The sequence below is a fragment of the Azospirillum himalayense genome, assembly GCF_042657465.1.
GTDB lineage: Bacteria > Pseudomonadota > Alphaproteobacteria > Azospirillales > Azospirillaceae > Azospirillum > Azospirillum himalayense.
In genome coordinates this window covers 13,331-39,407 of sequence record NZ_JBHSLC010000033.1, presented here as the reverse complement: position 1 = coordinate 39,407, position 26,077 = coordinate 13,331, and the positions used below count along the sequence as shown (strand labels likewise).

The following is a 26,077-nucleotide window of genomic DNA, read 5'->3' as shown; positions in this document are numbered from 1 at the left end:
CTCCGGCGCCCAAGCCGCAGCCCGCGCCGCCGGCTGCCAAGCCGGCTCCGGCTCCGCCGCAGGCCCAGACGCCGCCCCCCGCCGCGGCGCTCAAGCCGCAGCCTGCGCCGCCGGTGGCCGCCGCCCCGGCTCCGCAGCCGGCGCCCGCGCCGGCGAAGGCGTCGGGCGGAGGCAACTGGCGCGTCCAGCTCGCCGCGGTGCGCAGCGAGGCCGAGGCCTCGACGGAATGGAAGCGCCTGACCAGCCGCTACGGCGCGGCGCTCGGCGGGCTGTCCATGCAGGTCGCCAAGGCCGATCTGGGCGAGAAGGGCATCTTTTACCGCATCCAGGGCGTCGGTCTCGACGAGGAGCGTGCCAAGTCGGTCTGCGCCCAGCTCAAGTCCCAGAATGTGGGGTGTGTGGTTGTCCGTCCCTGATCCGGCTTTGCCGAACGCCCGAAACGCGTCCGGATTCCATCGCGCGGCCCATCGCGCCGTGGTGTTCGGCGCCGCCGGCACCGCCCTGACCGCGGACGAGCGCGCCTTCTTCCGCGACGCCGATCCGCTGGGCTTCATCCTGTTCCGGCGCAACTGCGACACGCCGGAGCAGGTCCGCGCGCTGGTGGCGGAGATGCGCGCGGCGGTGGGCCGCGCCGACGCCCCCGTGCTGATCGACCAGGAGGGCGGGCGGGTGGCCCGCATGCGCCCGCCGCACTGGCCGGCCTTTCCACCGATGCGCGCCTTCGGCGACCTCGCGGCCCGTGACGCCGCCGCCGGGCGGGAGGCCGCCCGGATCAACGCCCGGCTGCTGGCGCTGATGCTGGCGGACTGCGGCGTGACGGTGGATTGCGCCCCGGTCTGCGACGTGCCGGTGGAAGGCGCCCACGACATCATCGGCGACCGCGCCTTCTGCGGCGATCCGGCCCGCGTCGCCGATCTGGCGCGGGCGACCTGCGAAGGGCTGATGGCCGGCGGCGTTCTGCCGGTCGTCAAGCATCTGCCTGGCCATGGCCGGGCCTTCACCGACAGCCATGCCGAACTGCCGGTGGTGGACGCTCCGCGCGCGGCGCTGGAGGCCACCGACTTCGCGCCCTTCCGCGCCCTGGCCGACATGCCGCTGGGCATGGTCGCCCATGTGGTGATGAAGGCCATCGACCCGGACCGGCCCGCCAGCACCTCGGCGACCGTGGTGCGCGACGTCGTGCGCGGCGCCCCCATCGGCTTCGACGGGCTGCTGTTCAGCGACGACCTGTCGATGGGCGCGCTGGCCGGCGGCATGCGCGGCCGCGCGGAGGCGGTCCTGGCGGCCGGGCTGGACGTCGTGCTCCATTGCAACGGTGTGATGGAGGAGATGGTGGCGGTGGCCGAGGGCGTCCCGGCGATGAGCGGGGAGGCCGTCCGACGCTGGGCGCGGGCGGAGGCGCTGCGCGGTCCGGCGCCGCCGGTGGACGCCGACGACCTGCGGGCGCGTCTGGCGGAATTGCTGGGAACTCCCCAGGTTTAGAGCCATGCTCAGGCTTCCCCGGCGAATCCGGGGGGCGCAACGGGAGAGATGCGCGTGCTGGAAGGTCTGATCGACCGCATACCGATGATCTTCGCGGTCGCCATCCCCGCGATCCTCGCCATCACGCTGCACGAGGCGGCGCACGGATTCGTGGCGATGTGGCGCGGCGACGACACGGCGTGGCGGCTGGGCCGGGTGACGCTGAACCCGCTCCGCCACATCGACCCCCTGGGCACGGTGGTGCTGCCGGCGGTGATGTATTTCACCACCGGCTTCGTCTTCGGCTGGGCCAAACCGGTGCCGGTGAATTTCGGGCGCCTGCACCACCCGCGCCGCGACATGGTGTGGGTGGCGCTGGCCGGGCCGGGGGTGAATTTCGTGCTGGCGCTGGTCTCCGCGATCATCTGGGGCTTCACCAGCCCGCAGGGCGGGGCGACGGAGATGTGGTTCCGCGCCGCGCTGGAGGTGTCGGTCCTGGTCAACGTCGTGCTGATGGTCTTCAACATGATCCCGCTGCCGCCGCTCGACGGCGGGCGCGTGGCGGTCGGCATCCTGCCCGACGCGCTGGCCTTCCCGCTGGCCCGGCTGGAGAAGTACGGCATGCTGATCCTGATCGGCGCCTTCTTCCTGCTGCCCTTCATCGGGCGGGAGCTTGGCATGGACCTCAGCGTCTTCTCCTGGGTGCTCGGCCCGCCGGTGGATTACATGATCGAGCTGATCCGCATCCTCAGCGGCAACTGACGGGATGGTCGGCAGAAAACCCCCGGATCGTGAGGACGAGGGCGCCGAGGCGGCCAGCCCGGCGGAACAGCTCGTCCTTGTCCTGGACGGGTTCGAGGGGCCGCTCGACATGCTGCTGGCGCTGGGGCGCGAGCAGAAAGTGGACCTGACGAAGATCTCCATCCTCCAGCTCGCCGACCAGTATCTCACCTTCATCGCCGAGGCGCGGAAGGTGCGGCTGGAGCTGGCGGCGGACTATCTCGTCATGGCGGCGTGGCTGGCCTACCTGAAGTCGCGCCTGCTGATCCCGGAAGTCGAGGACGAGGAGCCCTCGGGCGAGGACATGGCGGCGGCGCTGGCCTTCCAGCTCCAACGGCTGGAGGCGATGAAAGGGGCGGCGGCCAAGCTGTTCGCCCGCCCGCAGCTCGGCGTCGACCGCTTCGCCCGCGGCGCGCCGGAGGATCTCGACATCCTGCGCAAGTCGGTCTTCCAGGTCACGCTCTACGACCTGCTGAAAGCCTATGGCGAGCACAGGAAGCGGCAGGAGGGCGGCGTCCTGCACATCGAGCCGGTGCGCCTCTATTCGCTGGAGGACGCGGTGCGCCGTCTGTCCGAGCTGCTTGGCCGTATGCCGGACTGGGCCACCCTGTCGAGCTTCCTGCCGGACGGCGTGCGCGGCGGGCTGCTGACCCGCTCGGCGCTGGCCGCCCATTTCGCGGCGACGCTGGAGCTGGCCAAGGCCGGGCGGGTGGAGCTTCGCCAGGACGGCGCCTTTTCCCCCATCTACGTCCGCCGGGCATCGCGCCGGCATGAGCACCAGCATCAGCAGGGCGACGAGGAATGAGCGGACCCGACGGCATGATCCAGGAGATCGAGAATCCGGAGGAGGTGGAGCAGCGTCTGCGCGACCTGCGTCTGCTGGAGGCGCTGCTGTTCGCCTCCGCCGACCCGTTGGACGAGGAGACGCTGGGCCGGCGGCTGACCCGCGACGCCGACGTGCGGTCGCTGCTGGAGGAATTGCGCGTCCATTACGCGGCGCGCGGGGTGAACCTGATCCGCACCGGCGCCGGCTGGTCCTTCCGCACGGCGGTGGACCTCGCCCCGCTGCTGCGGCCGGAGGAGGAGGTCTCCAAGAAGCTGTCCCGCGCCGCCATCGAGACGCTGGCGATCATCGCCTACCACCAGCCGGTGACCCGCGCCGAGATCGAGGCGATCCGCGGCGTGGCGACCAGCAAGGGCACGCTGGACATCCTGATGGAGAACGGCTGGATCCGGCCGGGCCGCCGCCGCGAGACGCCGGGGCGCCCGCTGACCTGGATCACCACCGATCATTTCCTCGACCATTTCGGCCTGGAAACGCTGCGCGACCTGCCGGGGGTGGAAGACCTGCGCGCCGCCGGCCTGCTCGATTCGCGGCCCGTGCTGCTGGGCATCGGCGGAGCCGGGCTGGAGGACGCGGAACCATCGGAAAACGCTGACGATTCCGATACCTGAGCGGAACGCTCGAAAATAAGAACCATTTGCATCGGGGTCGGCGCACCGGTACTAAGGTCAATCGACCGCCATCAAACGACCCCCGGGCCGCTTCAGACTGGGACTGCCATGGATCGTCCGTCCGTCACCGACGCCCGTTCTTTCTCCACGACCGGAGACGCCGTTTCCGAACCCCGGCCGGCCGGCCTGCGCACCGCGCTGCGCGACAAGGCGTCGGCCCTGTTCGGTCGCGGGACCGACCCGCGGCAGGGCGCCCCCTGCGAGGCCGCGCCCGTCACGCTCCCGACCAACGGGCGGCATCTCGACGCCTTCGGTCCGCAGGGCGGCGGCGCCGCCATCGCGGTGGAGGCCCTGGCGCTGGACGCCGTCACCCACCGCTACGGGCGCGTCGTCGCCGTCGACGACGTCAGCGTGACCATCGGGGCAGGGGAGATCGTCTGCCTGTGCGGGCCGTCGGGCTGCGGCAAGTCCTCGCTGCTGCGCATTGCGGCGGGGCTGGAGGCGGTGCAGACCGGCTCCGTCCGGATCGGCGGCACGGTGGTGGCCGACGAACGCGGCGCGGTGCCGCCGGAACGCCGCGGCGTCGGCCTCGTCTTCCAGGATTACGCGCTGTTCCCGCACCTGTCGGTGCTCGACAATGTGCGCTTCGGCCTGACCGCCCTGTCCGGCGAGGCGCAGCGCAAGCGCGCGCTGGAGACGCTGGGGCAGGTCGGCATGGCTGGTTACGCCGACTCCTTTCCCCATCATCTCTCCGGCGGGCAGCAGCAGCGTGTGGCGCTCGCCCGCGCGCTCGCCCCGAATCCGGCGGTTCTGCTCCTCGACGAACCCTTCTCGGGCCTGGACGCCCGGCTGCGCGAGCAGGTGCGCGACGAGACGCTGCACGTGCTGAAGCAGAACGGGGCCGCGACCATGCTGGTCACCCACGACCCGGAGGAGGCCATGTTCCTGGCCGACCGCATCGCGCTGATGCGCGCCGGCAAGGTCGTTCAGGTCGGCAACCCGGTGGACCTTTACACCCGCCCGGTCAACGCCTTTGCCGCCGAGTTCTTCGGCGAGGTCAACCGGCTGGCCGGCGTCGTGCAGGGCGGGGCGGTGGACACGCCGGTCGGCCCGATCCCCACGGAGATCGCCGACGGCACCGCCGTGGACGTGCTGATCCGCCCGGAAGCGCTGAAGCTGTCCGCCCAGCCCGCCGCCACGGTTCCTGCAGGGGACCTGCCGGTCCTGGCGCGTGTGATGGCGGCGCGCCTGCTCGGCCGGACCAGCCTGGTCCATCTCGACGTGCCGGACGGGAAGGGCGGGTCGGTGCATCTGCACTCCCGCATGCCCGGCCAGTTCCTGCCCGCCGAACAAAGTCACGTTTCGGTGTGCATGGACCTGTGTCAGGCCTTCGTTTTTCCAGCCGGTGCACCCACTTAGTCGTTTGAGCGGTTTCGCCCGACCGATCGTTGCGGGAGGGGAACCTTTCTGCCATAGTGCCGCCCCGCCATTGGGCTGCCTGTTCAGGAAACGTGTGTCATGGGATTCTCCAGCGTCTGGCATTGGGTCATCGTCCTTCTGATCGTCCTGCTCCTGTTCGGCGCCGGCAAGCTGCCGAAGGTCATGGGCGACCTCGCCAAGGGCATCAAGAACTTCAAGGCCGGCCTGAAGGACGAGGAAGAGGGTACCACCGCCGGTGCCGACTCCAAGGTCCTGCCGAACCAGCCGGTCCCGCCGGCTCAGCCGGTGTCCTCGGTCCATCCGGTTCCGCCCGCCCCGGTTCCGCCCGCTGCCGACCCCGGCGTGAAGAAGGACGAGACGGCCCGCACCTGACCGTCCGGCGCCCTTCATCCCCGCGCCGCTTCGAAAGGCTGAGGAGCCATGTTCGACATCGCATGGTCGGAACTGATGGTCATCGCGGTCATCGCCCTCGTGGTGATCGGCCCGAAGGACCTGCCCAAGGCCATCTACACCCTGGGAAAATGGGTGAAGAAGGCGCGTCTCGTCGCGCGCGACTTTCAGGGCCACATCGACGATATGATGCGCGAGGCGGAGCTTGACGAGCTCCGCAAGGAGGCGCTGAAGGTCCGCGACACGAACCTCCAGAAGATGGTCGAGAACACGATCGATCCGAAGGGGGAACTGAAGGGCGCCTTCGACGTGGGAGCCAACCTCGGGGCCGACGGCTATCACGGCAGCCCGCCGGAAGACGGTCCAGCTCCCGTGCCTCCCGTCGGATCGCCGCAGGTGACGGCGGCCCAGCCGCTGCCGGCGACCGAACCGCCGGTCACGGCCCCGCTTCCTCCGGCTCCGCCCCCGGAGTTCGTCCCGGCCCCGGCCCCGGCCCCGGCCCAGCCGCCGGTTCCGGCCTCCGCCGATTCCGCTGCGGCGGCAACCACGAACAAGCAGGCGTGATCCAGTGTCCGGCGAAACGCGCATGACCGGCGAAACCGACGACGAGCTCGAAGAAAGCAAGATGCCGCTGATCGACCATCTGGTCGAGCTGCGCAACCGTCTGATGTACGCGACGCTGGCGATCATCATCGCCTTCTTCGTGTGCTACGCTTTCTCGGACCGGATCTACAACTTCCTGGTCCAGCCCCTGGCCGACATCCTGGCCGGGCAGGGGCGGCGGATGATCTACACCGGCCTGACCGAAGCCTTCTTCACCTATGTGAAGGTGGCCTTCTGGGCCGGCTGCTTCCTGTCCTTCCCCATCGTCGCCAGCCAGATCTGGATGTTCGTCGCGCCCGGCCTCTACAAGCACGAGCGCAAGGCCTTCCTGCCCTTCCTGGTGGCCACCCCGATCCTGTTCTTCCTGGGCGGGGCGATGGTCTACTACTTCATCTTCCCGCTGGCCTGGCGCTTCTTCCTGGGGTTCGAGTTCCACCCGGGCATGGACGCCGGCGCCCTGCCGATCGAGTTCGAGGCCCGCGTCAGCGAGTATCTCGGCCTCGTGATGCACCTGATCTTCGCCTTCGGCCTGGCCTTCCAGCTTCCGGTGCTGCTGACCCTGCTGATCCGCGCCGGTCTGCTGACGACGGAGACGCTGGCCACCAAGCGGCGCTACGCCATCGTGTTCGTGTTCATCGTCGCGGCCATCCTGACCCCGCCGGACGTCATCAGCCAGGTCGGCCTCGCCATCCCGCTGCTGGCGCTCTACGAGGTGTCGATCCTGATCGGCCGCCGCATCGAGAAGACACGCGACGCCGACGAGACGGAAGCCGAGCAGGCGTAAGGCCCTTTGCTCCTTACGCCGTCGCTTCGTCGACCATCACCTGATTGCGGCCGTTCCGCTTGGCCCGGTAGAGGGCCAGGTCGGCGGCCGCCAGCGCCGCGTCGAGATCCTCGCCGCCGCGGCAGGCGGCGATGCCGATGCTGACGCTGGCGGCGATCTCGTGGCCCTGGAAAGGCAGTGGCCGCGCCGCCACGTCGCGCCGCAGCGCCTCCGCCAACGCCGCCGCCCCGCTGCGGTCGGTGTCGGGAAGCAGCACGCAGAATTCCTCCCCGCCATAGCGCCCGAACAGGTCGGTGCGGCGCAGCCGCGCCGTGACGGTCTCGGAGAAAAGCCGGAGAAGCGCGTCGCCGGCGAGATGGCCGAAGGTGTCGTTGACCCGCTTGAAGCGGTCGAGATCGAGAAGCAGCAGGGTCAGCGGCGCCCCGTTCCGCTGTGCCCGCAGCAACTCCCGCTCGGCGTGCTTCAGGAAGGCCCGGCGGTTGTAGGCGCCGGTCAGCGGGTCGATGGTGCCGATGCGGTCCAGATCGGCCTGAAGCTTCTCGCTGGTCATGGCGAGGAAACCGAATCCCCAGCCGGTGACGGCCAGGATGGCCTCCAGGAATCCGGCGCTCTGCACCAGGTTGGGTGTCAGGATGCTGTCCAGCGGCCCACCCCAGGCGGTCAGCACGGCGCGCCCGGCCACGAACAGGGCGTGGGCCAGGAAAACCAGGGCGGTGACCCGTTGCGCCCGCCTCGGCCGGTCCGCCGGCCCTATCCACCACAGTTCCAGGGCCGCCAGCAGCGACAGGCCGGTGATTCCGGCGGACATGATCAGGACGCGCGCCGTCACGTCGTTGGTTGCCACCACGAACCACGCGATGCCGGCGGTCAGCACGGCGAGCAGCGCCATCCCGAAGCGCCAGGGGATGGACCGTCCGGCGAAGCTGCGCACGCCGAACCAGTTCAGGATGTAGGTGGCGGCCACCAGGGCGTTGCTCAGCGGTACGACGGCGGCGGGCGGCCAGACCCCGTAAGCGGTGACCATGGCCATCCCGACGGTGCCGAGCAGCGCTCCCCCGGCCCAATAGGCCAGCGCGGTGATGTGGCGGTGCGCCCTCCAGGTCAGGAAGGCGGCGATGGACAGCAGAACGCCGATGCCCACCAGGACGATGACGAGGGTGCGGGTGTCGAGGATCATGTCCGGAGTGGAGAGGGCAGCGGTCGATTCCGGGGTTCTGCACGCATTCGCGTTCCCGGCGCCACCGATAAGTATAGGACACCAATCATTTCAGGGTCTTTCCCATCGGCGGGGCTCCGCCTCTGGACCTTCACCCGGCGGCGGACTATAACCAGCCTCCCACCCATTCCGTATCGCCGTGAGCCATGCACGACCTTCGCGCCATCCGTGAGAACCCCGAATCCTTCGACCGCGGTCTCGCCCGCCGGGGCCTTGAGCCGATGTCGCCGACGGTGCTGGACCTCGATTCGCGCCGCCGCGCCGCGCAGACCCAGTTGCAGGAGATGCAGGCGCGCCGCAACGAGGCGGCGAAGGAGATCGGCCTCGCCAAGCGGGAGGGCCGCGACGCCCAGCCGCTGATGGACGAGATGGCGCAGCTCAAGGAGCGGCTGCCCCAGGTCGAGGAGGAGGAGAAGGCGCTGGGCGCCGAGCTGGACGGCCTGCTCGCCTCCATCCCGAACCTGCCCGCCGACGACGTGCCGGAAGGCCCGGACGAGAGCGCCAATGTCGAGATCCGCCGCTGGGGCGAGCCGAAGACGATTGCGGACGCCAAGCAGCATTTCGAGCTGGGCGAAGCGCTGGGCCTGATGGATTTCGAGGCGGCGTCGCGCATGTCGGGCGCCCGCTTCACCGTCCTGAAGGGCGGGCTGGCCCGGCTGGAGCGCGCGCTCGCCGACTTCATGCTGGACATCCACACCGGCGAGCACGGCTACACCGAGATCGCGCCGCCGCTGATGGTCCGCGACAACGCCCTGTTCGGCACCGGCCAGCTTCCGAAGTTCGAGGAGGACCTGTTCCGCACGGGCGATCACTATCTGATCCCGACCTCGGAAGTGCCGCTGACCAACCTCGTCAACGACCAGATCGTGGCGACGGAGGAACTGCCCCACCGCTACACCGCGCTGACCCCTTGCTTCCGCGCCGAGGCCGGCTCGGCGGGCCGCGACACGCGCGGCATGATCCGCCAGCACCAGTTCTGGAAGGTCGAGATGGTCAGCGTCACCGCCCCGGACCAGTCGGAGGCGGAGCACCTGCGCATGACCCAGTGCGCGGAGACCATCCTGCAGCGGCTGGGGCTGCCCTACCGCGTCGTGACTCTGTGCACCGGCGACATGGGCTTCTCGGCGCGCAAGACCTTCGACATCGAGGTCTGGCTGCCCGGCCAGAACATGTACCGCGAGATTTCGAGCTGCTCGAACTGCGGTGACTTCCAGGCCCGCCGCATGAAGGCGCGCTGCCGTCCGAAGGGCGAGAAGCAGACGCAGTTCGTCCACACGCTGAACGGCTCGGGCGTGGCGGTCGGCCGCTGCCTGATCGCGGTGCTGGAGAACTACCAGCAGCCCGACGGCTCCATCCTGGTTCCCGAAGCGCTCCGTCCCTACATGCGCGGGCTGGAAAGGATCACCGCCTGATGTTCGATCATCCGCTCGACCTGCCGAACGCGCGCATCCTCGTCACCAACGACGACGGCATCCACGCGCCGGGCCTGAAGGTTCTGGAGGCCATCGCCCGCTCCATCTCCGACGACGTGTGGGTGGTGGCGCCGGAGATGGAGCAGTCGGCGGCCAGCCACTCGCTGACCATCAACCGGCCGCTGCGCCTGCGCCAGCTTGACGAGCGGCGCTACACGGTGGACGGCACGCCGACCGACTGCGTCCTGCTGGCCGTCAACCACATCATGAAGGACGCCCGTCCGACGCTGGTCCTGTCCGGCGTCAACCAGGGCTCCAACATCGGCGAGGACGTGACCTATTCGGGCACCATCGCGGCGGCCATGGAGGCGACCCTGCTGGGCGTTCCGGCCATCGCGCTCAGCCAGCACTACGAGAACCGTGCCCAGATCGACTGGTCGGCGGCGGAGCGCTGGGGGGCGGAAGTCATCCGCAAGGCCGTCTCAACGCCCTGGCCGAAATACGTCCTGCTCAACGTGAACTTCCCAGCCTGTCCGGCGGATCGGGTCACCGGCATCCAGGTCGTGCGCCACGGCAAGCGCAAGATCGGCGACGAACTGGTGGAGCGTGTCGATCCGCGCGGCAAGCCCTATATCTGGATCGGGACCCTGCGCGGCGAGGCCGACGTGGCGCCCGACACCGACATCCATGTGGTTTTCCACGGGGGCATTTCGGTGACGCCGGTCTATCTGGATCTGACGCACACGCCGACGCTCCAGACCTTGCGGCACGCGTTCGAGTAATCCGGTTTCCGAGGTGAATGGGTAGAATGTGACGGTCGAGGCACGCAAGATCCGGCTTCTGATGGCGTTGCGCCGCAACGGCGTGACCGACACCCGGGTTCTGGCCGCGATCGAGCGAATCCCGCGCGAACGATTCGTCCCCGACCCCTTCCAGGATCAGGCGTGGGAGGACACGGCGCTTCCCATTGACCTCGGCCAGACCATCAGCCAGCCGCTGATCGTGGCGCTGATGACCCAGGCGCTGGAACTGGGGGAGCGGCAGACGGTGCTGGAGATCGGCACCGGCTCCGGCTATCAGGCGGCGGTCTTGTCGCGGCTGTGCCGGCGGGTCTACACCGTCGAGCGGCTGCGCCCGTTGCTGACCGAGGCGGAGACGCGATTCCAGGCGCTGCGCCTGAACAACATCACGACCCGCCACGGCGACGGGACGAAGGGCTGGCCCGAACGGGCGCCGTTCGAGCGCATACTGGTCACGGCCGCCGGAGGACCCGAGGCGCCAAAGGACTTGACGGATCAGCTCGCCGTTGGTGGTGTCATGGTCATCCCGCTGGGGGGCGACTACCGCGGCCAGCGGGTCGTCCGCATCCGGCGGACCGAAACCGGTCTTACACGGGAGGACTTGTGGCCCGTCCGCTTCGTACCGTTGCTGTCCGACCCTCCGTCTCCCCCCGGAACGGAATAGCCGGCCCGTTCGGCGTGCCATTCGGCGTGACAGGACGCGCCCTCCTCGCGGCGCTGGCGGTGCTGCCGCTGCTCGCCGCCTGCCAGCAGCGCACCGGCGATCTGGCGCCGGTCACCTCGGTGTCCAGCACCCCGGATTCCATCGGGGGCGCGGTGATCGTGCAGCGCGGGGACTCCGCCTATTCGTTGTCGCGGCGTTACAACGTGCCGCTGCGCGACCTGCTGGAGGTCAACCACCTGTCGCCGCCCTACCAACTGCAGGTCGGCCAGCGTCTCGTCCTTCCGGTGTCGCGCCAGTACATCGTCCAACGCGGTGACACGCTCTATGGCATCTCTCGCATGTTCAGCGCGGACATGAGCGAGCTGACCCGGCTCAACGGCCTGACCGCGCCCTATGCGGTGCAGGCCGGGCAACCGCTGCGCCTGCCGGGTGGTGACGCCCCGGGCGGCACCGCGGTGGCCCAGGCGCCGTCCTCCAGCGCGGGGGCCGCCGTCGGCGGGGTGGTGGCCTCGGCGCCGGTCAGGCAGGTGTCGCGCGGCTCCATCCAGGCGGCGGAACTGCCGCCTCCGGGCGCTTCTGCGCCGGCCCCGGCAGAGTCCCCGTCGCAGGCCGCGACTGTCCCAGCCCCGCTCCCCGGCGCCAAGCCGTCCGCGGCGCCGGACACGGTTGCCTCGGCGCCCGTCTACCAGCCGGGGCAAGCGCCGACCTCGCTGCGTCCGCCCGGCCAGAAACCCGCCGTTCCCGAACCGACGCCCGCGCCGCGTGTCGTCGAGGCCGCTCCGGTTCCGCCTCCGCCGCCGGCACCGGCCCAGGAGGTCGCCGCCGCTTCGCCACCCCCGCCGCCGAAGGCGGTGGAGGAGGCGACGCCGCAGCGCGCCACCGGGCGGCTGCTCTGGCCGGTGAAGGGCAAGGTGATATCGACCTTCGGGCCGAAGCCGGACGGTCTGCACAACGACGGCCTGAACATCGCCGCCGGCAAGGGAACGACGGTGGTCGCCGCCGACAACGGCGTCGTCGCCTACGCCGGCAACGAGCTGCGCGGCTTCGGCAATCTGCTGCTGGTGAAGCATTCGGACGGCTTCATCACCGCCTACGCCCATCTCGACCGCATCGACGTCGAGCGGGGCGTGGCGGTGAAGCGCGGGCAGGCCATCGGCACGGTCGGTCAGACCGGATCGGTGACGAGCCCGCAGCTTCACTTCGAACTGCGCAAGGGCAGCCAGGCGGTCGATCCACGCGACCGCATGGAGCCGCGGGTCAGCGAAGGGGCCTCTCCAGACGGCCAGCCAGGTCCTGGATGAATTGCCAGGCCACCCGGCCGGAGCGGCTGCCGCGGGTCACCGACCACTCCACGGCCTCGGCCCGCAGCTGCTCCGCCGGGATGTCCAGCCCGAAGCGGGCGGCGTAGCCCTCGATCATCGCGAAGTAGGTCGGCTGGTCGCAGTTGTGGAAGCCCAGCCACAGGCCGAAGCGGTCGGACAGCGACACCTTCTCCTCGACCGCCTCGGCCGGGTTGATGGCGGTGGAGCGCTCGTTCTCGATCATGTCGCGCGGCATCAGGTGGCGGCGGTTGGAGGTGGCGTAGAACACCACATTCTCCGGACGCCCCTCGATCCCGCCCTCCAGAACGGCCTTCAGCGACTTGTAGTGGGCGTCGTCATGGTCGAAGGAGAGGTCGTCGCAGAACAGGATGAAACGGCGCGGCTCGTCCTTCAGCCGGGCGAGCAGGCGGGGCAGGGTGGGGATGTCCTCGCGGTGGATCTCCACCAAAGCCAGCGTGCCGGGATGGTCCTGGGCCACCGCGGCGTGCACCGACTTGACCAGCGAGCTTTTGCCCATGCCGCGCGAGCCCCAGAGCAGGGCGTTGTTGGCGGGCAGGCCGGTGGCGAAGCGGGTGGTGTTGTCCAGCAGGATGTCGCGTTGCCGCTCGACGCCGCGCAGCAGGTCGATCTCCACCCGGTTGACGGTGGGCACCGGCTCCAGCCGGTCGGGATCGGCGTGCCAGACGAAGGCGTCGGCGGCGCCGAGGTCGAGCCGGCCCGGCGGCGGCGGGGCGAGCCGTTCCAGGGCCTCGGCGATGCGGGTGAGGAGGGGCAGCAGTTGGGCGTCCGACATCGTGTTCCTTCGCAGGCGTTTCTTCCGGTTTCGTTGCGCCGACCCTAACCCGCCGGCGCGCCGCCGGACAAGGCGCTGCGCTTGCGGGGGAGGCGTGCGCGCCGCTAAGGTGCGTGCAACGCGAACCGAGGGCCGGCCATGCACGCAGAACGTTCCGCCGATTTCCCCAACCCGGCGGGGAGCGCCGCGCATGTCCTGGGGCGGCTGGAGGAGACGCCCCTTCGCGAGGACCCCTTCCCGCATCTGGTGGTGCCGGACGCCCTGCCGGCGGACCTCTACGCCCGTGCCATCGCCCACTGGCCCAGGTTCGAGGCGCTGGCCCTCCTGCAGATGGACACGCTGCCCCAGCGCTATCAGATGGTGCTGACCGACCGCAATCTGAGGGAGATGGAGCCGGAGGCCGCCGCGGTTTGGCGGGAGGTCCGCGATTGCCTGTTCGGGCCGGAAACCCTGGCCCGGCTCGCCCCGCGCTTCCCCTCGCTTGCCGCCAAGCTGGAAACGCCCGTCGCGGCCCGGCCGGCCATGGTCTACGCGCGTCTGGTCGAGGACCATGCGGGCCACGCCATGCTGCCCCACACCGACGTGTTCGGCACCTTCCTGTCCATGCTGCTCTACATGCCGGCGGACGACAGCCGTCCCAATCTCGGCACGGCGCTGTACCGGCCCCGCGACCCGTCCTTCACCGCGAACGCCGGGCGTTCGACGGAGCGGTTCCCGCGCGAGGATTTCGAGCTGGCGGGCACCGCGCCCTTCCTGCCGAACCATCTGCTGGCCTATGCACCGTCCGACCGGTCCTTCCACGGAGTGGAACCGGTGGAGGCGCCCTGCACGCGCCGCTTCCTGCTTCTCTTTGCCGTCATGGACAGCCGCGGCCCTTGAAGCCCGGCGGGCGTACCCCTATTCCATTGCATCAACGGCCCGGACCGTTATAGTCGCCGCGTCCGCGAGCGCCCGCTGCGCCTTCGGAACCAAACCACAGGGAGCCTCCAGATGTTCGTTTCGACGGCCTATGCACAGACCGCCGCGCCCGCCGCCGGTGGGGCCGACATGATCGTGCAGTTCCTGCCGCTGATCCTGATTTTCGTCGTCTTCTATTTCCTGCTGATCCGTCCGCAGCAGAAGAAGATGAAGGAACACAAGGGCATGCTGGAGGCCATCCGTCGCGGCGACCGCGTGGTGACCGGCGGCGGCATCATCGGCACGATCACCAAGGTCGGCCCGGACGACGAGCTTCAGGTCGAGATCGCCGAGAACGTCCGCGTCCGCGTCATGCGCTCCACCGTGAACCTCGTGCTGTCGAAGTCCGAGCCGGCCAAGAGCGCCGACGAGAAGGCTGAAGAGAAGGTCGTGGACCGCAAGTAACGCGGTTCTCCGGTAGCGAACGGGACTGGTTTACGAATGCTGTATTTTCCGCGCTGGAAGATTTTTCTGATCGTCGCGATCTGCGTGCTCGGGACCATCCTCACGCTGCCGAACTTTCTCAGCCGTGAGACGTTGTCGGCCCTGCCGAACTGGTACGCGCACAACCGGGTCAACCTTGGCCTCGACCTGCGCGGCGGGTCGCACCTGCTGCTTGAGGTGGACATGGGCGCGGTCATCCGTGACCGCGTCGAAGGCTTGGTCGATTCGGCGCGCACCCAGCTCCGCAACGACAATGTCGGCTACACGGCGATCAACCCGGGCGACCGTGGCATCACCGTGCAACTCCGCGACCCGGCGCAGGCCGACACGGCGGTGCGGTCGCTGCGCCAGCTCGCCAACACCATCGGTGGTGGACCGCTCGGCGGCGGCCAGCCGGACCTGGAGGTCACCGCCAGCGGCGGCAGCGTCACCGCCCGGCTCAGCGAGATCGCCCTGCGCGAGCGCGCCACCCAGGCCATCGAGCAGTCCATCGAGATCGTGCGGCGCCGCATCGACGAGACCGGCGTCAACGAGCCGACCATCGCCCGCCAGGGCGCCGACCGCATCCTGGTCCAGCTTCCCGGCGTCGAGGACCCGGACCGCGTGAAGCGGCTGCTCGGCACCACCGCGAAGATGACTTTCCGTCTGGTCGACGTGAACGCCGACCCGAGCGCCGGCCGCGCCCCTCCGGGCACCGACATCCTGCCCTCGGCGGAAGGCGGGCGGGCGCAGAGCGCCTACGTCATCCGCAAGAAGGTCGAGGTGGACGGCGCCAACCTGACCAACGCCACCGCGGGCAGCAACCCGCAGACCGGCGAGTGGGTGGTCAATTTCGAATTCGACAGCATCGGCGCCCGCCGCTTCGCCGACGTGACCCGCGCCAACGTCGGCCGGCCCTTCGCCATCGTGCTCGACAACAAGGTCATCAGCGCTCCGGTGATCCGCGAGCCGATCACCGGCGGACGCGGCCAGATCAGCGGCAGCTTCACCGCCGCCGACGCCAACGACCTCGCCGTGCTGCTGCGCGCCGGCGCGCTGCCGGCTCCGCTGAAGGTGATCGAGGAGCGCACCGTCGGCCCCGACCTCGGCGCCGATTCGATCCGCGCCGGCCTGATGGCGGTGGGCATCGGCTTCGTGCTGGTCTGCACCTACATGATCGCCGCCTACGGCCTGTTCGGGGCCTTCGCCTGCTTCGCCCTGCTGGTCAACACCGTCCTGACGCTGGCCGCGCTGTCCCTGCTCCAGGCGACGCTGACGCTGCCGGGTATCGCCGGCATCCTGCTGTCGCTCGGTCTGGCGGTCGACGCCAACATCCTGATCAACGAGCGTGTCCGCGAGGAGACCAAGAAGGGCCGTGGCGTCTTCGGCTCGGTCGAAGCCGGCTTCAGCCGCGCCTACTCCACCATCGTGGACGCCAACCTGACCACCGCCATCAAGATGGCCATCCTGTTCGTGCTGGGCACCGGCGCGATCAAGGGCTTCGCCGTCACCATCACCTTCGGCATCCTGATTTCGCTGTTCACGGCCACCGTGCTCGTGCGTCTCATGATGGTCAGTTGGCTGCGCAAGACGCGGCCGGCCGCCCTGCCGGTGTAAGAGGTCATTCCCATGTTCCGGCTTCGTCTGGTCCCTGACAACACCAACATCCAGTTCATGCGCGGGCGACACGCCGGCCTGATCGTGTCGGCGTTCCTGTCGATCGCGTCGGTGGTGCTGTTCTTCTATCCCGGCCTGAACTACGGCATCGACTTCCGCGGCGGCATCGTCATCGAGGCGCGCACGCCGCAGGCCGCCGACTTCGCCTCGCTGCGCCACACGCTGAACCAGCTCAACATGGGGCAGGTGCAGTTGCAGGAGTTCGGCTCGCCCCAGGACGTGCTGATTCGGCTGGAGCGCCAGCCGGGCGACGACGCGGCCCAGCAGGTGGCCGCCGACAAGGTGAGGGCCACGCTCGCCCAGGAGATTCCCGGCACCACGGTGCGCCGCGTCGAGGCGGTCGGCGCGTCGGTCAGCGGCGAGCTGTTCTTCAACGGCATGCTGGCGCTCGGCCTCGCGCTGCTGGCGATGCTTGTCTACATCTGGTTCCGCTTCGAATGGCAGTTCGGGTTGGGCGCCATCGTCACGCTGCTTCTGGACGTGACGAAGGTGGTCGGCTTCTACGCAATCACCGGGATGCAGTTCAACCTGACGGCCATCGCGGCGATCCTGACGATCATGGGCTACTCGACCAACGACAAGGTCGTGGTCTATGACCGCATGCGCGAGAATCTGCGCATCTACAAGAAGATGCCGCTGCGCGAGCTGATCGACCGCTCGATCAACGAGACGCTGAACCGCACGCTGGGCACCTCTATGTCGACGCTGCTGTCGATCCTGCCGCTGGCCTTCTTCGGCGGCGAGGCGCTGCAGGACTTCGGCATCGTGCTGATCTTCGGCATTTTCCTGGCGACCTCCTCGTCCATCTTCATCGCCGCCCCCATCTTGCTGTTCCTCGGCGAGAACCGGCTGCGCCGCAACGCGCCGGCGGAGAGCGCGGCCCCGGCCGCCAACCCGACGCCCTGATCGGCCAAGCACGGACCGGCGAGAACAGGAAACGGACAAGAGATGGCGGACATCACGCCGATCATCCCGTCGGACCGTCAGGTCATCGACGGCTACGGGGACGGGCAGTTCTGCGTGTCCGGGCAATGGCGCACCGGCGCGGTCGTGGTCCTTCCCGACCGCACGGAGCCCTGGCGTCCCCAGGACTTCGCCGCCCTGACGGCGGAGGACTTTGCCCAGGTCATCGCGGCGGAGCCGCGGGTGGAGTTCCTCCTGCTCGGCTCCGGCACCCGGATGCAGCTTCTGCCCAAGGCGCTGCGCCAGAGCCTGCGCGACGCCGGGCTGGTGGTGGAGGTGATGGACACCGGGGCGGCCTGCCGCACCTACAACGTCCTGCTGGCCGAAGGCCGGCGGGTCGGCGCGGCGCTGCTGCCGGTGTGAGCCGGTTTCCCTCACCGCTGCGAATCACCAAACGAAAAAAGGCCCCCGACTGGGGGCCTTTTCCGTTCTGGCGATCCGGGGAAGAATCAGGCCGGGGCCTTCGACAGGCGCTCGGCCACGAATTCCCAGTTCACCAGGCTCTCCAGGAACGCCTTCACGAAGTCAGCGCGGCGGTTCTGGTAGTCGACGTAGTAGGCATGCTCCCACACGTCGGCGGTCAGCAGCGGGAAGTGGCCCTGGGCCAGCGGGGTGTCGGCGTTGGAGGTCTTGGTGACCTTCAGCTTGCCGCCGTCGACGTACAGCCACGCCCAGCCCGAGCCGAACTGGGTGATGGCGGCGTTCGAGAACTCTTCCTTGAACTTGTCGACGCTGCCGAAGTCGGCGATCAGGCGCTTCTCAAGCTCGCCCGGGATGGCGCCGCCACCGTTCTTCTTCATGCTCTGCCAGTAGAAGGTGTGGTTCCACACCTGACCGGCGTTGTTGAACAGGCCCTGCTTGGAGGCGTCGCCGTAGCTCTGCTTGATGACGTCTTCCAGGCTGGCGTCGGCCAGCGGGCTGTCCTTCGTCAGGTTGTTCAGGTTGGTGACGTAGGTCTGGTGGTGCTTGTCGTGGTGCAGGTGCAGCGTCTCCGACGACATGAACGGCTGCAGAGCATCATAGCCATACGGGAGCGGCGGCAGTTCGAACGCCATTGAGTTACCCTCTCTTCTTGGATTGTCCCATCTCGGCCCGCGCCTTGCGGCACGGCACCTCCGTCCGCTCAAATAGGCCCGCGGCGCGGCAAAGTGAAGGCTGGAAAAAGGCCGAGGCGCGAAAAGGTGGTAATCCTTGCGTTCAGGACCGCGCGTGCGGCGAACTCGCCGGAGCGCACCGCACCTTCGAGTGTCGCCGGAAGCCCCATCTTCGTCCAATCGCCGGCCAGAACGAGGTTTTTCAAAGCGGTTCGGGCACCGGGGCGATTCGCCGCATGGACAGGGGACTGGTCCGGAGTCGCCCGGCGCTCCTTGATGATTCGGTGGGGTGACAGAGCCATGCCGGGCGCGCCGAGCGCCTTCGCCACGTCGCGCCACAGGGAGGCGGCGACCGCTTCGGCGGGCTGACCGGCGAGCGCGTCGGCGTCGCTGACCGTCACCGACAGCACGTCGCCGCGCTGGAACAGCCAGTCCGCCGTGCCGCCCACCAACCCCAGGAAGGGCAGGCCGCCCGGCAGGTTGATCGGGGCGGGCAGCCGGAAGTGGGCGTTGACGATGGCCCGCCCGGCGGCGGGAGGAGATGTGGGCAGCGCCTCGGGAAGCAGGCGCGCGGCGATCCAGGCGGGCACCGCCAGGACCACCGCGTCGTCGTTGCCAAGCGTGATGCGCTCCCCATCCACCGACAGGGCGGCCACACGATCACCGGCGCGTTCCAGCCCGTCCACCCGCACTCCGGTGCGCAGCTCGGTGCCGTGCCGTTCCAGCCACGCCACCGCCGGATCGACCAGGGCGGCGGACAGGCCCTTCTCGGCGAACAGAGGGCGGCAGGCGGCCTCGCCGCGCAGCAGCGTTTCGCGCAGCACGGCCCCGAACAGGCGGGCGGACACCCGCTCCGGTGCCCCGTTCATCACCGACACGGCCAGCGGCCGCCACAGCCGCTCATAGAGCGCTCCGCCGGGGGGCAGGGCGTCGGCCACCGCCGCGGCAGGACCGGCGGTCAGGGTCCGCAGGGCGGCGAGGTAATCGGCGGGGCGGCTTCCCGGCACGCGGCGCGCCTTGTCGAACAGCCACAGCCCGCCGGGCCGCAAGCACCAGCGCTCCCCGGTGGTCAGGTCGAGGAAGGGAAAGGCGGCGGGGCGCAGCTCGGTCAGGGCGCCGCCGGCGCCGACCCGCTCCAGATAGCCGAGCAGGGAGCGGTTGCCGCTGAGCGCCAGGTGGCTGCCGTTGTCCACCACGCGGTCCAGCGTGGCGTCGTAAAAGGAGCGGCAGCGTCCCCCGGCCTGCGGCGCGCTCTCATGCAGGACGACGCGCCGCCCGGCCTCGGTCAGGCGGACGGCGGCGGACAGACCGGCAAGGCCGGCGCCGACGATGTGGACGGTGCCCAAGACGCCCGTCAGGCGGCGGGCGGATAGCCGAGCGCGCAGCGCACGGCCACCAGCGCGCATTCGCGCTTGCCGACCCGCACCCGCCGGTCGAGATCGCGCCAGCCCCGCGCGCGCAGCCGCACCAGAAGCCGGTGGTACAGCACCATCATGGCGACCGCCGCCCACAGCGAGCCACGCCGCCCGGCGGACTGCCCCTCGGCGAGTGCCCGCCGCGCCTCGGCGAAGCGTTCCTCGGCCAGCACGGCCAGCGCCTCGCAGGTCTGCGGCAGGTTGGGATGGGCGAGCACCGTAGCGGGGTCGGAACTGCCGATGCCGGCCTCGTCGAGCAATTCGCGCGGCAGATAGAGGCGGCCGATCTCCGCGTCCTCGGTCAGGTCGCGCAGGATGTTGGTGAGCTGCAACGCCTCGCCCAGCGCCAGGGCGAAGGCCTCGGTGGAGGCGTCCGCCCGGTCGAACACGCGAATCGCCAGCATGCCCACCGCGCCGGCGACACGGCGGCAATAGAGCCGCAGGGTCGGCAGCGCCGGGCCGGTCATGCCGCCGCTGCCGCTGTCGGCACTGCCCCCGTCCGCGGGAATATCCATCGCCATGCCGTCGATCAGCGCTTCCAGCTCGCCCCGCGGCAGGCCGTAGCGTTCGATGGCGCCCTTCAACGCCGCCCCCAGGGAGCTGGACGGCGCGCCGCCGGCGTAGAGTCCGCGGATCTCGGTCCTCCAGGCATCGAGCGCCGCGCGCTTCTCCGCGGGCTCGCCGGGCTCGTCCGCGATGTCGTCGATTCGCCGGCAGAAGGCGTAGATGGCGAACATCGCCGCCCGCTTGGAGCGGGGGAGAAGCAGCATCGGCCAGTAGAAGGTGCTGCCCGACCGTCCGGTCACCGCCGCCGCCGCGGCAGCCGGACTGCCGGCGGTGTCGCTCTGCGTCGAGTCCAGCGATGGCTGCGGCATACGTCGGTCCTGCGTGGTGTCGGTCGAGGAGGCCGGAGTCTATTTGCTCCCGATGGCGCGCGCCAGCCCGCGTGCAGTGGCAAACAGCTTGTGATGCGTGCCGAGCACCACCCGCTTCTTCAGCGGGTCGCGGCTGCGCAGCCGCTGCGCCAGCGACTCGGCGAGGCTGAGGATCACGGAGGCCTCCATCCGCAACCCGCGGTGCTGGATCAGGCCGGGCAGGGGGGCGGCGCGCTCCAGAAGGCGGTCGGTGTGCTCCAGCGTGCGGTCGAAGATGGCGCGCAACTTGGCGTCGCTCTCCGTCTCGACCAGCCGCTCGACGCTGATCGCCGAATCGTCGAACCAGACCAGCGGGATGTAGCAGCGGCCGAGCTGGCTCCAGTCCTCCCGGCAGTCCTGAAGGTGGTTCAGCACCTGCAGGGCGGTGCACAGCGCGTCCGACGCCGGCCCGGCGGCTACGCCCTCGCCATGCAGATCCAGCAGGTAGCGCCCGACCGGGTTGGCGGAGAAGCGGCAGTAGAGCAGCAGGTCGCTCCAGCTGTGGCAGCGCGCGCCCACCGCGTCGCGCCGGAAGGCGCGCAGCACCTGCCGGGGGTGGCGGTCGCTGACGCCGGTCGCCTGCAGGCTGGCGCGCAGGTCCAGCGCCGGCTTCAGATAGGCGTGCTTGGCCTGCCCGGTGGTCAGCGAGCGTTCCAGCGCCTCCAGATAGGCGAGCTTGGTCTCCGGTTCGAGATCGGGGTCGTCGGCGATGTCGTCGCCCAGCCGGACGAACCGGTAGAAGGCCATGACATGCGGCCGGAGATGCTTCGGGAGCAGGCGCGAGGCGACCGGAAAATTCTCCGAGTCCGCGTCCTTGCGGGCGACCGGGCTGGGTTTGCGGGGCTTGGTGGGGGCGATGTTGAAATCGGCCATTGTTCCGCCTGCTGCGCGTCGGGGCTGGTGTGGAAAGCCTGTGTGCCTAATATAAGGCGCTTGCGGGCTTTGCCCCGCTTCCAAACTGTGCCACCCCCATTTTTCCAGAACAGGCATCACATGGCGAAGGCGACCCCCGACCTGTCCTATTGCGGACGGGAGGTGAGGAAATATGACAACGACCGTTTCCTGACGTGCCTTTTCGCCTCGGCGGAGCGCCGCGAATCGCTGTTCGCCCTCTACGCCTTCAACCTGGAGATCGCCAAGACCCGCGAGGTGGTGACCGAGCCGGTGCTGGGCCAAATGCGGCTGCAATTCTGGCGCGACGGGCTGGACAAGATCTACGAGGGCGGCGCCGTGCCCAAGCACGCGGTGATGGAACCGCTGGCCGCCGCCGTGCGGGAGGGCGGGTTGAGCCGCGCCCTGTTCGACCGGTTGATCGACGCGCGGGAGGCCGACCTGGACGACACCCCGCCGGCCAACCTGTCCTGCCTCGTCAACTACGCCGAGGTCACCGGCGCGCCGCTCGTCCAGCTCGCGCTGGAGATTCTCGGCACAAAGGGGCCCGAGGCGATGGAGGCCGGCCGTCAGGCCGGGATCGGCTACGCGCTGGCCGGCATCGTCCGGGCGGTGCCCTTCCACGCCCGCCAGCACCGCCAGCTGCTCCCCGCCGACCGCATGGCGGCGCACGGCGCCAAGCAGGGCGACCTGTTCGAGCTGCGCTCCACCCCCGAGCTGCGCCCCGTGGTGCGCGAGGTGGCTGAGGCCGCCCGCGACCATCTGGCGAAGGCCCGCGCGCTGCGCCGCTCGGTGCCGCGCGCCGCGCTGCCGGCCCTGCTGCCGGCGGTGCTGGCCGGGCTGCATCTGGACGCGCTGGCGCGGGAGGACAATGACCCCTTCGCCGCGCGCGTGCTGATGCCGCACCCGCTGCGCCACGCCAAGCTGGCCTGGGCGGCGCTGCGCGGGCGGTTCTGACCCCTCGGAGTCAGGCGGCGCGGATCATCGCCACGAACCGTTCCACCTCCTGGCGGAGCTGATCGGCCTCTCGCGACAGGTCGCCGGCGGCACCGAGCGCCTGATCGGCCATCGAGCCGGTGGACCCCGCCGCCTGGGTCACGCCGCCGATGTTCACCGACACGGCCGCGGTTCCCATCGACGCCTGCTGGACGTTGCGGCTGATCTCCTGGGTGGCGGCGCCCTGCTGCTCCGCGGCGGCGGCGATGGCGGTGATCGTCTCGTTGATGGCGATGATGCTCCGCCCCACCGTCCCGATGACGCTGACCACCGTGCCGCTGACGGCCTGCATGTCGGCGATCTGCCGCGAGATGTCCTCCGTCGCCTTTGCGGTCTGGTTCGCGAGATTCTTCACCTCGCTGGCCACCACCGCGAAGCCCTTGCCGGCCTCACCGGCGCGGGCGGCCTCGATGGTGGCGTTGAGCGCCAACAGGTTGGTCTGCCCGGCGATGCCCTGGATCAGATTCACCACGTCGCCGATCTTCTGCGCGGCTGTGGCCAGCCCTTCCAGCGTGCTGTTGGTGCGCTCCACTTCGGCGACTGCCTCCGTAGCCATCTGCGAGGAACGGCCGATCCGCTCGTTGATCTCGCGGATGGAGCAGCTCAGCTCCTCCGCCGCGGCGGCCACCGTCTGGACGTTCTGGCTGGCCTCCTCGGCGGCGGTGGACACGGCGGCGGCCTGACGGTCGGTCTGGGCGGCGATGGCCGACAGGCTCTGCGCGGTGCTGCGCATCGCGCCGGCCTGTTCGGACACGTTGCGCACGACGCCGCCCACCGACTCCTCGAACCGGCTGGCGACGTCGGCGAGGTCGCGTTTGCGGCGTTCGGCGGCGCGCTGCTCCTCACGGTGGCGTTCCTCCTCCAGCTCCGCCATGCGGGTGGTGTTGTCCTGGAAGAGTTTCAGAGCCTTGTTGATGGCACCGATTTCGTCGGTGCGGCCGGTGTCGGTGATGACCACGCCGCGATCCCCGGCGACCACGGCGTCCAGCGTCGCGATGGTGCGGCGCAGCGGCAGGCCGACGATGCTGCGGCTGGCGAACAGAAGCGCGGCGACCAGGGCGGCCAGCAGGACCAGCCCGCCGATGATGGTGGCGTTGCGCAGGTCCCGGACCGGGGCGTTGATCTTGTCGAGCGGCAGGTTGACCAGCAGGGACCAGGGCGTTTCCGTTCCCGCGACCGTCACCGGCAGGAAAAGCTGCTTCACGGGATGTCCATCGGAGACCGACATTTGTTCGAAACTCCGGCCCGCGCGGATGGCCGGTTTGGCGGCGTCAAGCGCCGGGTCCGATGCGCCGATTGATTGCCCCATCCGCTCGCTGTCGGGATGACCGGCCCAGACGCCATCGTTGGAAATCAGGTGGATGGACCCGCTGTCGAAGGGCTTTACCGTCTTCAGCATGGACCAGATGCCGTCGGTGGACAGATCGATGCCGGCCACTCCGATGACCCGGCCGTTTTCGACGATCGGGACGGACATGGACACCATCAGCACCTTCCGGCCGGCGACCGTGTAGCTGTAGGGCTCCACCACCATGGCGTGGCCTGTGCGTTTCGGGATTTGATAATAGGCACCGTCGGAACCCGGATCGTCATACCCGACGAGGGATTCAAGCGCGACCGTCCCCGACCCGCGGTTCCAGTAGGGAAGGAACCGGCCGGACGCGTCGGAGCCCGGCTTGTTGGCAAACTCCGCGTCGCGGCCGTCCAGGGCGTTCGGCTCCATCCCCACCCACACGCCGAGGAAATCCGGGTTGGCCTCGGCGATGCTCTTGAGCCAGGTGGAGAGCTGCTCCCGGTCGGTGCGGCCCGCGGCCTTCAGACCGACCAGCGAGGTCGCGATGAAGCGGCCCGCCTCCATCGCGTTGCCCAACCGGGCGTGGACCATCTCGCCGTAGCGGTGGCCAAGCTGCTCCCCGCTCTGGAACGCCAGGGTTTCGATGTCCGCCCCGCTCTTGGTTGTCAGGGCCGCAATCCCCACCGCCAAGGAGACAATCGTCACCATCACGATGACGATCACCTGTTTGGCAACCAATGATTTTGTTTTAATCATAACCATCCCGCCGGAAGACTTTCTCACTCATTCGAAAGAAAGTGTCCCATGGTATTGGTTAAGCGTCACTTATGACCTTTATTATAGTTCCGTGATAATTTTCCCGAAATTGCCGGGCCTCAGACCGCGACAGCGGGTGCGGCCTTTAGCCACCCCTCCAGATCCTCCAGCGCGCGGCGGGTGTAGGCCAGCTTGCGGTCGCGACCGCGGATGCGCTCGTCCACCGGCGGGAACAGGCCGAAATTGACGTTCATCGGCTGGTAGGTGTCGGCGTTGGCTCCACCGGTGATGTGGCCGAGGATCGCCCCCAGCGCCGTGGTGACCGGCGGGGCGGACGGCTCGCCGCCCAGCCGCTCGGCGGCGGCGAAGCGCCCGGCCAGCAGGCCGACGGCGGCGCTTTCCACATAGCCCTCGCAGCCCGTCACCTGCCCGGCGAAGCGGATGCGCGGCTGCGCCTTCAGCCGCAGCGCGCCGTCCAGCAGGCGCGGGCTGTTCAGGAAGGTGTTGCGGTGCAGGCCGCCCAGCCGCGCGAACTCCGCCTTCTCCAGGCCGGGGATCATGCGGAAGATCCGCGCCTGCTCGGCGTGGCGCAGCTTGGTCTGGAAGCCGACGAGGTTGTAGAGCGTGCCGAGCGCGTTGTCCTGGCGAAGCTGGACCACCGCGTAGGGGCGGCGTTCCGGCTTGTGCGGGTTGGTCAGGCCGACCGGCTTCATCGGGCCGTAGCGCAGCGTGTCGACCCCGCGCTCCGCCATCACCTCGATGGGCAGACAGCCTTCGAAGTAGGGCGTGCTCTTCTCCCACTCCTTGAAGTCCACCTTTTCGGCGGTCAGCAGGGCGTCGATGAAGGCGCGGTACTCGTCCTTCTCGAAGGCGCAGTTGATGTAGTCCTTGCCGGTGCCGCCGGGGCCGGGCTTGTCGTAGCGCGACTGGAACCACGCCTTGGACAGGTCCACGCTCTCCAGATAGACGATGGGGGCGATGGCGTCGAAGAAGGCCAGCGATTCCTCGCCCGTGAAGCTGCGGATCGCCTCGGCCAGCGGCGGGGATGTCAGGGGGCCGGTGGCGATGACGACGCTGTCCCAGTCCTCCGGCGGCAGGCCGGCGACCTCGCCGCGCTCCACGGTGATGAGCGGGTGGCCGGTGATCGCCTCGGTCACGGCGCCCGCGAAGCCGTCGCGGTCCATGGCCAGCGCGCCGCCCGCCGGCACCTTGTGCGCGTCGGCGCAGCGCAGGATCAGCGAGCCGCAGCGCCGCATCTCCTCGTGCAGCAGCCCGACCGCGTTGTACTCCGCGTCGTCCGACCGGAAGGAGTTGGAGCAGACCAGCTCGGCGAGTTGGTCGGTGCTGTGCGCCTCGGTCGGACGGACGGGCCGCATCTCGTGCAGCACGACGGGAACGCCGCGCTGGGCGAGTTGCCAGGCGGCTTCGGAGCCGGCGAGACCGCCGCCGATGACGTGAACGGGGGAAAGGGACGTGTCGGCCATATCAGCAACTTTCACAAAGTTGCCGAACAAGTAGACCGTCACTGTCGCCACGGCAAGACCAACCGGACCACGGCGCGGAATCGCGGCCAGGAT

Annotated in this window: 27 protein-coding genes; 19 read left to right on the top strand and 8 right to left on the bottom strand. The window is 69.6% G+C overall.

Features of this window, described 5'->3' with window-relative positions:
- From ACFPMG_RS16550 to tatC, 9 genes are all read left to right on the top strand, one after another.
- Window positions 1–416: SPOR domain-containing protein (locus ACFPMG_RS16550; protein ID WP_376996252.1), on the top strand; the 416-nt coding region annotated here is incomplete at its 5' end.
- Between the two features lie 7 nt (window positions 417–423).
- Window positions 424–1,482 (top strand): beta-N-acetylhexosaminidase, encoded by a 1,059-nt coding sequence (gene nagZ / locus ACFPMG_RS16545; RefSeq protein WP_376996251.1) that lies wholly within the window; start codon window positions 424–426, stop codon window positions 1,480–1,482.
- Between the two features lie 54 nt (window positions 1,483–1,536).
- Window positions 1,537–2,223 (top strand): site-2 protease family protein, encoded by a 687-nt coding sequence (locus ACFPMG_RS16540; protein WP_145700447.1) that lies wholly within the window; start codon window positions 1,537–1,539, stop codon window positions 2,221–2,223.
- Between the two features lie 4 nt (window positions 2,224–2,227).
- Window positions 2,228–3,046, top strand: a complete 819-nt coding sequence (locus tag ACFPMG_RS16535; protein ID WP_376996250.1) for a segregation and condensation protein A — start codon at window positions 2,228–2,230, stop codon at window positions 3,044–3,046.
- Window positions 3,043–3,696, top strand: a complete 654-nt coding sequence (scpB, locus tag ACFPMG_RS16530) for an SMC-Scp complex subunit ScpB (RefSeq protein ID WP_376996249.1) — start codon at window positions 3,043–3,045, stop codon at window positions 3,694–3,696. The genes ACFPMG_RS16535 and scpB overlap by 4 nt, the downstream gene beginning before the upstream one ends.
- A gap of 108 nt (window positions 3,697–3,804) precedes the next feature.
- Window positions 3,805–5,115, top strand: coding sequence for an ABC transporter ATP-binding protein (locus tag ACFPMG_RS16525; protein WP_376996248.1), 1,311 nt, complete (start codon window positions 3,805–3,807; stop codon window positions 5,113–5,115).
- A 99-nt stretch (window positions 5,116–5,214) separates the two neighbouring features.
- Entirely contained in the window at window positions 5,215–5,508 is a 294-nt protein-coding gene (locus ACFPMG_RS16520) for a twin-arginine translocase TatA/TatE family subunit (RefSeq protein ID WP_376996247.1), read from the top strand.
- A gap of 48 nt (window positions 5,509–5,556) precedes the next feature.
- Window positions 5,557–6,090, top strand: a complete 534-nt coding sequence (tatB, locus tag ACFPMG_RS16515) for a Sec-independent protein translocase protein TatB (protein ID WP_376996246.1) — start codon at window positions 5,557–5,559, stop codon at window positions 6,088–6,090.
- Between the two features lie 22 nt (window positions 6,091–6,112).
- Entirely contained in the window at window positions 6,113–6,913 is an 801-nt protein-coding gene (gene tatC, locus ACFPMG_RS16510; protein WP_376996245.1) for a twin-arginine translocase subunit TatC, read from the top strand.
- A gap of 13 nt (window positions 6,914–6,926) precedes the next feature.
- Here tatC and ACFPMG_RS16505 read toward each other — a convergent pair whose 3' ends face one another.
- Window positions 6,927–8,090, bottom strand: a complete 1,164-nt coding sequence (locus tag ACFPMG_RS16505; RefSeq protein WP_376996244.1) for a GGDEF domain-containing protein — start codon at window positions 8,088–8,090, stop codon at window positions 6,927–6,929.
- A gap of 185 nt (window positions 8,091–8,275) precedes the next feature.
- Here ACFPMG_RS16505 and serS point away from each other — a divergent pair, with 185 nt between their 5' ends.
- From serS to ACFPMG_RS16485, 4 genes are read left to right on the top strand one after another with little or no spacing between them, the layout of a single operon-like run.
- Complete coding sequence (gene serS / locus ACFPMG_RS16500; RefSeq protein ID WP_376996243.1) at window positions 8,276–9,541, top strand: serine--tRNA ligase; 1,266 nt, start codon at window positions 8,276–8,278, stop codon at window positions 9,539–9,541.
- Window positions 9,541–10,323, top strand: a complete 783-nt coding sequence (surE, locus tag ACFPMG_RS16495; RefSeq protein ID WP_376996242.1) for a 5'/3'-nucleotidase SurE — start codon at window positions 9,541–9,543, stop codon at window positions 10,321–10,323. The genes serS and surE overlap by 1 nt, the downstream gene beginning before the upstream one ends.
- A gap of 28 nt (window positions 10,324–10,351) precedes the next feature.
- Window positions 10,352–11,005: a protein-L-isoaspartate(D-aspartate) O-methyltransferase gene (locus ACFPMG_RS16490; RefSeq protein ID WP_376996241.1), complete on the top strand. Its 654-nt coding sequence runs from the start codon at window positions 10,352–10,354 to the stop codon at window positions 11,003–11,005.
- Between the two features lie 26 nt (window positions 11,006–11,031).
- The gene (locus ACFPMG_RS16485) at window positions 11,032–12,306 is read left to right on the top strand and encodes a peptidoglycan DD-metalloendopeptidase family protein (RefSeq protein WP_376996240.1); all 1,275 of its coding nucleotides are present in this window, start codon (window positions 11,032–11,034) and stop codon (window positions 12,304–12,306) included.
- Here the strand turns inward: ACFPMG_RS16485 and ACFPMG_RS16480 are convergent.
- Window positions 12,263–13,120, bottom strand: a complete 858-nt coding sequence (locus tag ACFPMG_RS16480) for an ATP-binding protein (RefSeq protein WP_376996239.1) — start codon at window positions 13,118–13,120, stop codon at window positions 12,263–12,265. The genes ACFPMG_RS16485 and ACFPMG_RS16480 overlap by 44 nt on opposite strands.
- 138 nt (window positions 13,121–13,258) lie before the next feature.
- On the opposite strand from ACFPMG_RS16480, the gene ACFPMG_RS16475 reads away from it, so the two are divergent.
- The 5 genes from ACFPMG_RS16475 (at window position 13,259) to ACFPMG_RS16455 (ending at window position 17,503) form a co-directional block, all read left to right on the top strand.
- The gene (locus ACFPMG_RS16475) at window positions 13,259–13,999 is read left to right on the top strand and encodes a hypothetical protein (protein WP_376996238.1); all 741 of its coding nucleotides are present in this window, start codon (window positions 13,259–13,261) and stop codon (window positions 13,997–13,999) included.
- 111 nt (window positions 14,000–14,110) lie between these two features.
- Entirely contained in the window at window positions 14,111–14,482 is a 372-nt protein-coding gene (yajC, locus tag ACFPMG_RS16470; RefSeq protein WP_137105103.1) for a preprotein translocase subunit YajC, read from the top strand.
- A gap of 36 nt (window positions 14,483–14,518) precedes the next feature.
- Window positions 14,519–16,117, top strand: coding sequence for a protein translocase subunit SecD (secD, locus tag ACFPMG_RS16465; protein WP_376996237.1), 1,599 nt, complete (start codon window positions 14,519–14,521; stop codon window positions 16,115–16,117).
- A gap of 12 nt (window positions 16,118–16,129) precedes the next feature.
- Window positions 16,130–17,083 carry a protein translocase subunit SecF gene (gene secF, locus ACFPMG_RS16460; protein WP_137105105.1) on the top strand — a complete coding sequence of 318 codons (954 nt, stop codon included), beginning with the start codon at window positions 16,130–16,132 and terminating at the stop codon, window positions 17,081–17,083.
- Window positions 17,084–17,125: 42 nt separating this feature from the next.
- On the top strand, window positions 17,126–17,503 hold the full coding sequence (locus tag ACFPMG_RS16455) for an Mth938-like domain-containing protein (RefSeq protein WP_137116415.1): 378 nt from the start codon (window positions 17,126–17,128) through the stop codon (window positions 17,501–17,503).
- An 86-nt stretch (window positions 17,504–17,589) separates the two neighbouring features.
- Here ACFPMG_RS16455 and ACFPMG_RS16450 read toward each other — a convergent pair whose 3' ends face one another.
- The 4 genes from ACFPMG_RS16450 to ACFPMG_RS16435 all read right to left on the bottom strand — a co-directional run bounded on the left by ACFPMG_RS16450 (window position 17,590) and on the right by ACFPMG_RS16435 (window position 21,436).
- Window positions 17,590–18,195 (bottom strand): superoxide dismutase, encoded by a 606-nt coding sequence (locus ACFPMG_RS16450; RefSeq protein ID WP_376996236.1) that lies wholly within the window; start codon window positions 18,193–18,195, stop codon window positions 17,590–17,592.
- A 68-nt stretch (window positions 18,196–18,263) separates the two neighbouring features.
- Window positions 18,264–19,580 (bottom strand): hydroxysqualene dehydroxylase HpnE, encoded by a 1,317-nt coding sequence (hpnE, locus tag ACFPMG_RS16445; protein WP_376996235.1) that lies wholly within the window; start codon window positions 19,578–19,580, stop codon window positions 18,264–18,266.
- An 8-nt stretch (window positions 19,581–19,588) separates the two neighbouring features.
- The gene (hpnD, locus tag ACFPMG_RS16440; RefSeq protein ID WP_376996234.1) at window positions 19,589–20,524 is read right to left on the bottom strand and encodes a presqualene diphosphate synthase HpnD; all 936 of its coding nucleotides are present in this window, start codon (window positions 20,522–20,524) and stop codon (window positions 19,589–19,591) included.
- Between the two features lie 39 nt (window positions 20,525–20,563).
- A complete protein-coding gene (locus tag ACFPMG_RS16435; protein ID WP_109072636.1) occupies window positions 20,564–21,436 on the bottom strand; it encodes a squalene/phytoene synthase family protein in 873 nt (290 codons plus the stop codon).
- A gap of 120 nt (window positions 21,437–21,556) precedes the next feature.
- Between ACFPMG_RS16435 and ACFPMG_RS16430 the strand changes: the two genes are divergently transcribed.
- Window positions 21,557–22,411: a phytoene/squalene synthase family protein gene (locus tag ACFPMG_RS16430; protein WP_376996233.1), complete on the top strand. Its 855-nt coding sequence runs from the start codon at window positions 21,557–21,559 to the stop codon at window positions 22,409–22,411.
- A 10-nt stretch (window positions 22,412–22,421) separates the two neighbouring features.
- Here ACFPMG_RS16430 and ACFPMG_RS16425 read toward each other — a convergent pair whose 3' ends face one another.
- Window positions 22,422–24,452: a methyl-accepting chemotaxis protein gene (locus tag ACFPMG_RS16425; protein WP_376996253.1), complete on the bottom strand. Its 2,031-nt coding sequence runs from the start codon at window positions 24,450–24,452 to the stop codon at window positions 22,422–22,424.
- 167 nt (window positions 24,453–24,619) lie between these two features.
- Window positions 24,620–25,984 (bottom strand): methylenetetrahydrofolate--tRNA-(uracil(54)-C(5))-methyltransferase (FADH(2)-oxidizing) TrmFO, encoded by a 1,365-nt coding sequence (gene trmFO, locus ACFPMG_RS16420; RefSeq protein ID WP_376996232.1) that lies wholly within the window; start codon window positions 25,982–25,984, stop codon window positions 24,620–24,622.
- Window positions 25,985–26,077 lie beyond the last annotated feature (93 nt).